This window comes from Mycobacterium sp. NTMscope_MAC_12, from assembly GCF_976985675.1.
Genome location: NZ_CDRJYY010000001.1, coordinates 442,213 through 453,287, shown reverse-complemented (window position 1 = coordinate 453,287; position 11,075 = coordinate 442,213). Strand labels below are relative to the sequence as shown.

Below are 11,075 nucleotides of genomic sequence, written 5' to 3'. Positions count from 1 at the left end.
CTTAAACCCTCTCGATGATGGTGGCGACACCCATGCCGCCGCCGATGCACAGTGTGACCAGGGCGCGACGCGCGTTGCGGCGCTCGAGCTCGTCGACCATGGTGCCGGTGATCATGGCGCCCGTGGCGCCCAGCGGGTGGCCCATCGCGATGGCGCCGCCGTTGACGTTGAGCTTCTCGTCGGGAATGTTGAGGTCCTTCTGGAACTTCAGCACCACCGACGCGAACGCCTCGTTGAGCTCGAAAAGGTCGATGTCGTCGACGGTCAGCCCGGCCCGGTCGAGGACCTTCTGCGTGGCGGGCGTCGGGCCGGTCAGCATGATGACCGGGTCCGCGCCGCTGGTCGCGGTCGCGACGATGCGCGCCCGCGGGGTCAGCCCCTGCGACTTGCCGGCGGCCTCCGAACCGACCAGCACCAGCGCGGCGCCGTCGACGATGCCGGAGCTGTTGCCGCCCGTGTGGACGTGGTTGATCTTTTCGACCCAGTGGTACTTCTGCAGCGCGACGTCGTCGAAGCCGCCCATCTCGCCGACGCCGTCGAACGCCGTCTTGAGCTTGGCCAGGCCCTCCATGGTGGTCTCGGGCCGCATGTGCTCGTCGTGGTCGAGCACGACCAGGCCGTTCTGGTCGCGCACCGGCACGATCGACTTGGCGAAGTAGCCGCCCGACCACGCCTCGGCGGCCTTCTGTTGGCTGCGCAACGCGTAGGCGTCGACGTCGTCGCGGGAGAAGCCCTCGATGGTGGCGATCAGGTCGGCGCCGATGCCCTGCGGCACGAAGCCGATCCGGTAGTTGGTCTCGGGGTCGGTCGCCCACGCGCCGCCGTCGGAGCCCATCGGCACGCGGCTCATCGACTCGACGCCGCCGGCCAGCACCAGGTCGTCCCAGCCGGAACGCACCTTCTGCGCGGCGGTGTTGACGGCTTCCAGGCCGGAGGCGCAGAACCGGTTGAGCTGGACGCCCCCGGTGGTCTCCGGCAGGCCCGCGGCCAGCACCGCGGTGCGGGCGATGTCGCCGCCCTGGTCGCCGACCGGGGACACGACGCCCAGGATCATGTCGCTGATCAGGTTCTCGTCCAGGTCGGGGTAACGCCGGCGCAGCTCGTCGACCAGGCCCACGACCAGGTTGAGCGGCTTCACCTCGTTGAGCGAGCCGTTTTTCTGCTTGCCCCGCGGCGTGCGGATGGCCTCATAAATGAAAGCTTCTTCGGACATGACGACTTCCTTGTTCGCGAATAGGGTTCGAATCCCGTCTTCAAGACTAGGTCCCGCACCACCCTAACAGCAGGGCCCGGCCAACCTGTTGGTTGAGCCGGTCGGCGCAGGTCAGGGCCTCGAGCGTGACGCGACAGTCACGTTCGGCGGCGAGCGTGACGCTGCAGTCACGCCCGGGGCGGCGCGCATCGCCGCCGGGCCTAAGCTCGATTGCCCGCCTCCTCCTCGCGCCGCACCGCGGCGCGCATCGTCGCCGCGCCTAAGCTCGACCACCATGACGGTCTCGCGACTGCGTCCGTACGCGACCACGGTGTTCGCCGAGATGTCGGCCCTGGCCGCGCGGATCGGGGCGGTGAACCTCGGCCAGGGATTTCCCGACGAGGACGGGCCGCCGGCCATGCTGAAGGCCGCCCAGGAGGCCATCGCCCACGGCGTCAACCAGTACCCGCCGGGGATCGGCATCGCGCCGCTGCGGCACGCGATCGCCGCCCAGCGTCGCCGCCAATACGGCATCGAGTACGACCCCGACACCGAGGTGCTGGTGACGGTCGGGGCGACCGAGGCCATCGCCTCGGCGGTGATCGGCCTGATCGAGCCCGGCTCGGAGGTCCTGCTCATCGAGCCGTTCTACGACTCCTACTCGCCGGTGGTGGCGATGGCCTCCGCGCGGCGGGTCGCCGTGCCGCTGGTCCCCCACGGCCGCGGTTTCGCCCTGGACGCCGACGCACTGCGCCGCGCGGTGACGCCGAGGACCCGCGCGCTGATCGTCAACTCACCGCACAACCCGACCGGCACGGTGCTCGGCGCGACCGAGCTGGCCGCCATCGCCGAGATCGCCGTCGCGGCCGACCTGTTGGTGATCACCGATGAGGTGTACGAACATCTGGTGTTTGACGGCCGCCAGCACGTGCCGCTGGCCGGTTTCGACGGCATGGCCGAGCGGACGATCACCATCTCGAGCGCCGCCAAGATGTTCAACTGCACCGGCTGGAAGATCGGATGGGCTTGCGGCCCAGCGCAACTCATCGCCGGAATGCGCGCGGCCAAACAGTATCTGAGCTATGTCGGCGGCGCGCCGTTCCAGCCGGCCGTGGCTTTGGCGTTGGAGCGGGAGGGCGCGTGGGTGGACGACCTGCGCGCCACGTTGCAGGCCAGGCGCGATCGGCTGGCCGCCGGGCTGACCGACATCGGGTTCGAGGTGCACGACAGCGCCGGCACGTACTTCTTGTGCGCCGATCCGCGCCCGCTGGGCTACGACGACAGCTCCGCGTTCTGCGCGGCGCTACCCGAAAAGGTCGGGGTCGCGGCGATCCCGATGTCGGCCTTCTGCGATCCGGACACCGTGCACGGGCCGGCCGACGTGTGGAATCACTTGGTGCGCTTCACCTTCTGCAAACGCGACGACACGCTCGATGAGGCGATCAAGCGATTGTCCGCGCTCAAGGACGGCGCTACCTAGCCGGGCCGAAGCCCTCGCGGCCCATCACCCGCTTGCGCAAGCCCTCCAGCGCGGCATGAAGGATTTTCTTGCGGGCCCGCGCGACCCAGAACTCCGGCAGCGGGGCCCACGGTTCGACGGTGATGGTGAACCGCACCCTGGTCTTGTCGTCGCCCACCCGGCTCAGGTTGTACTCCCCGTGCTGCCCGTGTTGCTGGGCGGTCTTGTGGGCGTCCCACACCATCCAGTCGGGCCCCCAGTGGTATTCGAGCAGTTCCGTGTCGTGGATGCCGGTCACCGCGATCGTGACCTTCACATGGTGCGGCCGCCCGTCCGGGTGCTTGTCGACGACCTCGACCCGCTTGTGCACCGACGACCACGACGGCACCGCGTCCATATCGGCGAGCGCCTCCATGATGACCTCCGGAGGCGCATCGATCACGATTTCCGACGATGCTTGTACAGCCACTACTAATAAGTTAACAACAGCGCCGCAACCGGTGAGGCCCTAAAACCACAGACACCCTCTATTCCGGCTCGGCTGAACGGTTGGCGCGCATCACCATGTCGCGCAATCCCTTTTCCGCCCCGTCGAGGGCGCTTTCGCTTGCCCGCCGGACGATGAACGCGGGCATGGGCCGGCCCGGTTCGACGGTGATGTCGAAACGCACCCGGGTCTGGCCGACGCCTTCGGGTTTGACGTTGTACTCGACGTGTTGGCCGTGCTGCTGTGAGGTTCCCTTGGCGTCGTAGCAGACCCAGTCGGGGCCCCAGTGATATTCCAGGATCTCCTTGTCGACGAGGCCCAGAATCTTGATGGTGGTCTTGACGTGGTGGGGCCGGCCGTCGGGATACCGGTCGATCACTTCGATGTGTTTGTGCAGCGGTGACCACGACGAGAGGACGCCGACATCTGTCAGCGCCTCCATGACCACTTCTGGCGGCGCGTTGACGACAAATTCGCGTGATGCTTTTACGGCCACTGAGATCAAATTTAGCAACGCCGGCCCAGGCGTGGATAGGTTCGATGTAATCGACGGTCTACCAGTTGATTTCGTCAAGCGGTGTGGTCGCCGCCGGCGGTCGCTCAATGGGTCCGGACGGTGTTCGCGAAAAGCGTGGGGCGGGTGCGGCCTGGTCGACACCGTGGGCGGTGATGACGGTGGACCGCGTCCGCAAGTGGTCGTCGGCAGCGGCTTCGGTCCACGTCAGCACCGGGGTGACGCACGCATCGGTGCCGGCGAACGTCCGCGCCCATTCGTCACGGGTCCGGCTCGCGAACCGTTTCGCGAAGACGTCGCGCATCTGTGGGTAGGAGTCCCGGTCGCGCTGGCCGGGCACGTCCTCGGGTGACAGGCCGAGCCCATCGAGCAACGCCGCGAAGAACTGTGGCTCGATGGCCCCGACGGCCACGTAGCCACCGTCGGCGGTCTCGTAGCAACCGTAGAACGGGGCGCCGCCGTCGAGCAGGAAGGATTCGCGTCGGTCCCGCAGTGCGCCAGTGGACTTCATGGTCCACATCATCTGGGCCAGCAGGCTGACCCCGTCGACCATCGCCGCGTCGATGACCTGACCCTTGCCCGAACGTTCCCGTTCGTAGAGCGCGGCCGCGATGCCGAGCAGCACCAGCATCGAGCCGCCGCCGAAGTCGGCGACCAGGTTCAGCGGCGGGATCGGCGGCCGGTCGGCGTAGCCGAGCGCCGAGAGCGCGCCGGTCTGCGACAGGTAGTTGATGTCGTGACCCGCCGTGTGCGCCAGCGGCCCGTCCTGCCCCCAGCCGGTGATCCGCGCGAAGATCAGCCGCGGGTTGACCGCGGCGCAATCGTCGGGACCGATGCCGAGTCTTTCGCACGTGCCGGGCCGAAAGCAGTCCAGCAGCACGTCGGCCTTGGCGGCGAGGTTCAGCAGTGCCTGAGGCTGCGACTTGACGTCGAGGTCGACGATCCGCTTGCCGCGGTGCAACAGGTCCCGGCTCTCGGCCGGCATTTCGAGACCGCCCGAGGGCCGCCGCACCCGCACCACGTCGGCGCCCAGATCCGCGAGCATCATTCCCGCGTGCGGCCCCGGTCCGATGCCGCCGAGTTCGATGACTCGGACCCCGGCCAGCGGGCCACCGCCGCTCACGGTGACTACTTGCCCTTCTTGACCTTGAGCACGCGCTCACGCAGGGCCTTGGTGGCGGAGTCGATCGTCCCCTTCACGGCGCGCTTCAGCACGAAGCCGGGCAGCGGCACATTCGGGTCCGCGAGCAGCTCGAACTTCACCAGGGTCTTGTCGCCCTGCGGTATCAGGGTGTACTTCCCGTCCTGCGCCTTCTGCTGCGAGGAGCTGACCAGCGTCCAGCTCACCGCGTCGTCCGCCCAGGTGTAGGCGACCACCTGTTCGTCGGTGATCCCGGCGACCTTGACCTTCATCTTGACTTGCCGAGGGCGCCCGTCGTCGCCGGTCTCGAGGACCTCCGCGCTCTGGTGCGGTTCCGACCATTCGGGCATCGATTCGAAATCGGCGATGACGTCCAGAATCTCCTCGGGACTGGCTTCGATCACGATGTCGCGGGATTCTTTGAGTGCCATGGCCCGCACGATACTGGCACGGCGTCGCGCCCGGAATGGATTCGGCCGAGCGTACCGTCGTGCCTGTGACTGATGCTGCGACCGATCCCGCATACACCGTCGGTGACTACCTGTTGGACCGCCTCGCCGAACTCGGCGTCTCGGAGATCTTCGGCGTTCCCGGTGATTACAACCTGGAGTTCCTCGACCACATCATCGCCCACCCCCGCCTGCGGTGGGTCGGCAACGCCAACGAGCTCAACGCCGGCTATGCCGCCGACGGATATGGACGGCTGCGCGGAATGTCAGCCTTGGTAACGACATTCGGCGTCGGTGAGTTGTCTGCGGCCAATGCGATCGCGGGCAGCTACGCCGAGCAGGTCCCCGTCGTCCACATCGTCGGCGGCCCGTCCAAGGACGCCCAGGGCACCCGCCGGGCGCTGCACCATTCGCTCGGCGACGGCGACTTCGAACACTTCTTCCGGGTCAGCCGCGAAATCACCTGCGCTCAAGCCAATCTCATGCCCGCAACGGCACGCCGCGAGATCGACCGGGTGCTGTCCGAGGTGCGCGAGCAGAAGCGCCCCGGATACATCCTGCTGTCCACCGACGTGGCCCGGTTCCCCACCGAGCCGCCCGAGGCTCCGCTGCCCCGCTACAGCGGCGGCACCAGCCCTCGCGCGCTGGCGATGTTCGTCGAGGCCGCGACCGAACTCATCGGCGGCCACCGGCTCACCGTCCTCGCCGACCTGCTGGTCCACCGCCTGCAGGCGATCAAAGAACTCGAGGCGTTGCTGGCGGCGGACGTCGTCCCGCATGCCACGCTGATGTGGGGGAAGAGCCTGCTCGACGAGAGCTCACCAAATTTCCTGGGGATCTACGCGGGCTCGGCCAGCGCCCCGGCGGTGCGCACCGCGATCGAAGAGGCTCCCGTGTTGGTCACCGCCGGCGTGGTGTTCACCGACATGGTGAGCGGCTTCTTCAGCCAGCGGATCGACCCGGCCCGGACCATCGACGTCGGCCAGTACCAAAGCAGCGTGGCCGGAGAAGTCTTCGCGCCGTTGGAAATGGGCGCCGCGCTGGAAGCGTTGGCCACCATCCTGGCCCGGCGCGGGGCCTCGTCGCCCCCGGTGGCCTCGCCGCCGGCCGAGCCGCTCCCGCCGCCCCCGCCGCGCGATCAACCCCTGACCCAAAAAATGGTGTGGGATCGGCTGTGCCAGGCCCTCACACCGGGCAACGTGGTGCTCGCCGATCAGGGCACCTCCTTTTACGGCATGGCCGACCACCGGTTGCCGCAAGGGGTCACCTTCATCGGTCAACCGCTATGGGGCTCAATCGGTTACACGTTGCCGGCCGCCCTCGGGGCCGCCGTGGCGCATCCGGACCGCCGCACGGTGTTGCTCATCGGGGACGGCGCCGCGCAACTGACCGTCCAGGAGCTCGGCACGTTCTCACGCGAGGGGCTCTCCCCCGTCATCGTGGTGGTCAACAACGACGGCTACACCGTCGAGCGCGCCATCCACGGCGAGACGGCGCCGTACAACGACATCGTCAGTTGGAAGTGGACGGACGTTCCGCACGCGCTGGGCGTCACCGATCACCTGGCGTTTCGGGTCCAGACCTACGGGGAGCTCGACGAGGCGTTGACCGCCGCCGCCGAACACAAAGACCGCATGGTTTTCGTCGAGGTGGTGCTGCCGCGGCTCGAGATTCCTCGCCTGCTCGTCGAACTCGTCCAGCCGACGTCACCGGACGGCAGTCCGCGCCGCTGATATACAGCCGCGCCGGCCGCCTCAGATCGAGTTGGGCGTCCGGTCCGGCGCCGACGATCGCAGGATGGCCTGCACCGTCCGCCGGCAGCGACCGCAATCGGTGCCCGCTCCGCACGCCTGGGCGACTTCGTTGGTGGTCGACGCCCCGCACTCGACGGCCTCGGTCACGGTCTGGCTGGTGACCCCGTTACACAGGCACACGAACACCGGCGGACCCTCAGTCCGCCTCGATGCGCATCATGTCGGAGAACCGCCCGACGAACAGCGGCGGATAGGCGCCGATGCCCGCTCCCGACATCCACTGCGCCGCGGCGTCAGGGTGGTCGATCCACTCCCGCGCGCTTTCCTCGTCGGGGAACTCCTGCAGGATCAGCACCTCGTGATCATCGTCGAAAGCCTGAAATACCCAGGTCTTTCGGATGCCTGCCGTGGTGAATCTGTCCATGGCCGTACTGACTTCGGAGGTCAGCAGGGCTACATCGTTGACGGACGCGATGGCGGCCACCACGACCCCGGGGGCCGCCGGGGTGTGCGGTGGCTGGGCGATGAACCGGTCGATGATCTCGCCGGCGAATACCGCGGGGATGTCGTCCACGCCGGCTTCGTCGAACCAATCGAAGAACACCCGGGACCGCAGCAGCTCGACGATCGGCTCGCGGCTGTGGACTCCGATCATCACCAGGACCCGGCCGTAGTCGTGCGTCGAGGTGTAGACCAGCACGTGGTGCGCGCCGATATCGGCCAGGGCCGCCTTGTTGCGTTCCAGCAACGGCCATACTCGCGACGGATCCGGGACACGGTAGTCCGACGCGATCACCATCGAATGAATATCGCCGTCATTCATCGAAGTTGGTCCTTCATCACTTTCCCCGTCGCGTTGAGTGGGAGTGAATCAAGGAACTGTACCGCGCGCGGCACCTTGAACCCGGCCATGCGGTCGCGGCACCAGCCGATCAATTCGTCGGCGCCGACCTCGCCCTTGCGGACCACGAACGCCTTGCCCACCTGGCCCATCCGTTCGTCGGGGATACCGATGACGGCCGCCTGCGCGACGGCGGGGTGGTTGAGCAGGAAGCCCTCGATCTCGGCGGGATAGGCGTTGAAGCCCCCGACGATGAACATGTCCTTCTTGCGGCCGACGATGCGCAGCCGGCCGGCGTCGTCGAAACTTCCCAAATCTCCGGTGTGCAGCCAGCCCTCGGCATCGATCGCCTGGGCCGTCGCGTCGGGGTCGTCGAGGTAGCCCTGCATGACGCCGTAGCCGCGAACCACCACCTCGCCGTCGTCGGCGATGCGCACCTCGACTCCGTCGCAGGGCAGCCCCGCGGTGGTGGCGACGTCCTCGAAGGAATCCCCGGGCCGCGACAGCGTCACGTTGCCGGCCTCGGTGAGGCCGTAGCCGGTCATCAACGTCTCGAACGGCAGTTCGCCGTGGATGCGACGGACCAGTTCGACCGGGATGTCGGCGGCGCCGGTCACCGCGGCCCGCAGCGTCGACAGCTTGGACTTGTCACCGACACTCAGTAACGAGTGGTACAGCGTCGGCGGGCCGGGAAGCATCGTGATGCGTTCGCGCTCAATGAGATCCACCACGGTGTCGATGTCGAAGACCGCGACCGGCAGCATCGTCGCGCCGCGCAGGAAGGACGTCACCAACCCCGCCTTCAGACCGAACGTGTGAAAGTACGGGTTGATCTGCAGGTAGCGATCGCCCTCACGCAGGTCCGCGAGCGTCGCCCACTCCTCGTACATCCGCAGCGTTTGGCCGTGATTGAGCATCGCCCCCTTGGGGCGGCCGGTCGTGCCCGAGGTGAAGATGATGTCGGAGATGTCGGTGCCGCGCACCGGCCCCTCGAAGGGCGAACCGCTGGACAAAAAGTCGGACTTCAGATCGATGACCGGTGGAAGCCCGGAGGGCTTCGAAGACAGGGTGTAATCCTGGTCCAGAAAGCCCTTTTGGACCAGGACGGCCTTCACCTTGCCGCGGACGATGATGTCGCCGGCTTCCTCGGTCTTGAACCGCGTGTTGACCGGGACGAGCACGCCGCCGGCCGTCAGCAACCCGAACGCCGCGATGATCCACTCGGCCGAGTTGGGCGCCCAGATCGCGACGCGGTCACCCTTTTCGATGCCGAGTTCCGCGAAAGAGCCTGCGGCACAGCGTATCCGCTCGACAACTTCGGTGAAGGTGAGGCGCAGCGGACCGTCGACGACTGCTTCCGCGTCGCCGAAGCGGTCCGCCGCGCTCAAGACCATCTCGGGGATGGTCCGCCATTCAACGGCCTCGGTCATCTCGCGCTGTTCCTCATCGGGCGCTTCGCGCCCTTGATCGTCGCAGCGCGGGTCACACCGTGACGAGTCGACCGAGGTTGCCGCCCATGATCTTTGCCTGGTCATCGACGGACAGGTGCGACAGCGCCTCGATGTAGTACGTCGGCTCCGCCAAACCCTCCGGGTGCGGCCAGTCCGATCCGTAGAGCACCTGATCCACACCGACCAGGTTGACCAGGTCGTCGATGCCGTCCTCGAAGAACGGGCTGACGTGAATCCGACTCTTGACCATCTCGACCGGGTCGCTCGGGAACGCCTCCGGGGCCTTGCGGAAGACCTCTGCCAGGCCGTCCAGCAACGGGGTCATCCACTTCGAACCGGCCTCGACGATCGCGACCTTCAGCTTGGGATGCCGGTAGAGCGCGCCGTGAATCACCCACGAGCCCACCGAGTCCTGGATCGGCCGCCACTCGTTGAGGATGCCCATCGCGTTGGTCTGGAACGGCAGCATCTCCTGGTCGGCGCCGTCCCACTCCGAGGTGTACCGGGAGTAGCCGCTGTCGCTGGAGTGCATGCCGACCAGCACGTCGTGCTCGACGACCCGCTCCCAGAACGGGTCGAACTCGGGCACCGCGAACGACCGCGGGCCGCGGAAGCCGGGGACCGGCGCCGGGCGGACCAGGATGGCGCGGGCACCACGCTTGACCGCCCACTCCAGCTCCTCGATCGCCTTCTCGACGATCGGCAAGGTGATGACCGGCGTGGTGAAGATGCGGTTCTGGTAGTTGAAGCCCCAGACCTCGTCCAGCCACTCGTTCAGCGCGTGGACCAGGACGTGGATGGCGAGCGGGTCGTCACGCAGGCGCTCCTCCAGGAGGCTGGCCAACGTCGGGAACATCAGGGTCTTGTCCAGGCCCAGCTCGTTCATCGTCTCCAGGCGCGGGCCGGGCTCGAAGAACGCCGGGATCGCGCGCATCGGCTCACCGAACAGCTCGCGCTTGCTCTTGCCGTCCGGGTTGCCGTACTTGAAGTACTCCTCCCAGGCGCCCGGCCGGGCGACGACCTCGAAGGTCGGATTGGGAATGTAGTTGCTGATCTGGCCGCGGATGGCGATCTTGGTGCGACCGTTGATCTGCACGTACTGGACGTAGTCCTTGTACTCCTTGGGCAGGAACTTGGTCAGCGCCTCCGGCGGCTCGTAGAGGTGGTTATCCGCGTCAAAGATCGGGAACGGAACGTCCACCTTGTGGGACAACTGGCCCATGGAATCCTCCTTCTTGATTTGTGAGAATACTATTCTCTACAGGCGCCCAACCGCAACGTGGGCCTCGCCGAGCCCGCTTCGGCGCGGTGTCAGCACGTCACGACGATTTTGAACGTGGCGGTGGCCGGTTCACTGGGTTTGTCGGTCTTGTAGCCGTTGGCGGTGCCGGTGACGGTGAATTTGTCGCCCGTCATGCTCATGTCGGCGTTGCCGTCGCCACCCTGGGAGTACATCCCGCTGAACCCGCCCACGTTCCGGATGCGCACAGACTGGGCCGTCGCCGGTTGCGCGCTCTCGTCGACGACGACCTTGGCGCCGGTGAATTCGCTGCCGATGTCGATCATCCGAGTCCACTGCACCTGACCGCACTTCACGATGTGGAAGTTTCGATCGGTCCCGTTCACGGTGACTGATGCCGTGCTGGCGATCTGGGTCGGTGGATGCGACGTGCATGCCCCCAGCAAGGCGACGGCAAGGGCCGCAGCGGCGGCCACTGTTCGGTTCCGCACCAAGCCACCTCCATCCCGCAGGCGAAAATTCTTTTGCCTGCAGCGATGATGTTATT

General features: G+C 67.1%; 12 protein-coding genes. 2 read left to right on the top strand and 10 right to left on the bottom strand.

Going from position 1 to position 11,075, the window contains the following annotated elements:
• Nucleotide 1: 1 nt before the first annotated feature.
• Nucleotides 2-1,213, bottom strand: coding sequence for an acetyl-CoA C-acetyltransferase (locus AC0KS4_RS02250; RefSeq protein WP_238958316.1), 1,212 nt, complete (start codon nt 1,211-1,213; stop codon nt 2-4).
• A gap of 274 nt (nt 1,214-1,487) precedes the next feature.
• On the opposite strand from AC0KS4_RS02250, the gene AC0KS4_RS02245 reads away from it, so the two are divergent.
• On the top strand, nt 1,488-2,672 hold the full coding sequence (locus AC0KS4_RS02245) for a pyridoxal phosphate-dependent aminotransferase (protein ID WP_225327370.1): 1,185 nt from the start codon (nt 1,488-1,490) through the stop codon (nt 2,670-2,672).
• Here AC0KS4_RS02245 and AC0KS4_RS02240 read toward each other — a convergent pair.
• The 4 genes from AC0KS4_RS02240 to AC0KS4_RS02225 are packed head-to-tail and all read right to left on the bottom strand — an operon-like array spanning nt 2,665 to nt 5,224.
• Entirely contained in the window at nt 2,665-3,120 is a 456-nt protein-coding gene (locus tag AC0KS4_RS02240; RefSeq protein WP_225327371.1) for an SRPBCC family protein, read from the bottom strand. The two genes, AC0KS4_RS02245 and AC0KS4_RS02240, sit on opposite strands and share 8 nt — an antisense overlap.
• Nucleotides 3,121-3,178: 58 nt before the next feature.
• Nucleotides 3,179-3,634 (bottom strand): SRPBCC family protein, encoded by a 456-nt coding sequence (locus tag AC0KS4_RS02235; RefSeq protein ID WP_225327372.1) that lies wholly within the window; start codon nt 3,632-3,634, stop codon nt 3,179-3,181.
• Nucleotides 3,635-3,692: 58 nt separating this feature from the next.
• Nucleotides 3,693-4,775, bottom strand: coding sequence for a CaiB/BaiF CoA transferase family protein (locus tag AC0KS4_RS02230; protein WP_238958317.1), 1,083 nt, complete (start codon nt 4,773-4,775; stop codon nt 3,693-3,695).
• 5 nt (nt 4,776-4,780) lie between these two features.
• Entirely contained in the window at nt 4,781-5,224 is a 444-nt protein-coding gene (locus tag AC0KS4_RS02225) for an SRPBCC family protein (RefSeq protein ID WP_238958318.1), read from the bottom strand.
• A gap of 35 nt (nt 5,225-5,259) precedes the next feature.
• Here AC0KS4_RS02225 and AC0KS4_RS02220 point away from each other — a divergent pair, with 35 nt between their 5' ends.
• A complete protein-coding gene (locus AC0KS4_RS02220) occupies nt 5,260-6,975 on the top strand; it encodes an alpha-keto acid decarboxylase family protein (RefSeq protein WP_238958400.1) in 1,716 nt (571 codons plus the stop codon).
• A gap of 21 nt (nt 6,976-6,996) precedes the next feature.
• On the opposite strand, the gene AC0KS4_RS02215 is transcribed toward AC0KS4_RS02220, so the two are convergent.
• The 5 genes from AC0KS4_RS02215 to AC0KS4_RS02195 all read right to left on the bottom strand — a co-directional run bounded on the left by AC0KS4_RS02215 (nt 6,997) and on the right by AC0KS4_RS02195 (nt 11,019).
• Nucleotides 6,997-7,182, bottom strand: a complete 186-nt coding sequence (locus AC0KS4_RS02215) for a (2Fe-2S)-binding protein (RefSeq protein WP_225327376.1) — start codon at nt 7,180-7,182, stop codon at nt 6,997-6,999.
• 10 nt (nt 7,183-7,192) lie between these two features.
• Nucleotides 7,193-7,819, bottom strand: a complete 627-nt coding sequence (locus tag AC0KS4_RS02210) for a fatty-acid--CoA ligase (RefSeq protein ID WP_225327377.1) — start codon at nt 7,817-7,819, stop codon at nt 7,193-7,195.
• Nucleotides 7,816-9,267: a FadD3 family acyl-CoA ligase gene (locus tag AC0KS4_RS02205; protein WP_238958319.1), complete on the bottom strand. Its 1,452-nt coding sequence runs from the start codon at nt 9,265-9,267 to the stop codon at nt 7,816-7,818. The genes AC0KS4_RS02210 and AC0KS4_RS02205 overlap by 4 nt, the downstream gene beginning before the upstream one ends.
• Nucleotides 9,268-9,319: 52 nt before the next feature.
• Nucleotides 9,320-10,510, bottom strand: coding sequence for an amidohydrolase family protein (locus tag AC0KS4_RS02200; RefSeq protein ID WP_225327379.1), 1,191 nt, complete (start codon nt 10,508-10,510; stop codon nt 9,320-9,322).
• Nucleotides 10,511-10,599: 89 nt separating this feature from the next.
• On the bottom strand, nt 10,600-11,019 hold the full coding sequence (locus AC0KS4_RS02195) for a lipoprotein LpqH (RefSeq protein ID WP_225327380.1): 420 nt from the start codon (nt 11,017-11,019) through the stop codon (nt 10,600-10,602).
• Nucleotides 11,020-11,075: the final 56 nt, after the last annotated feature.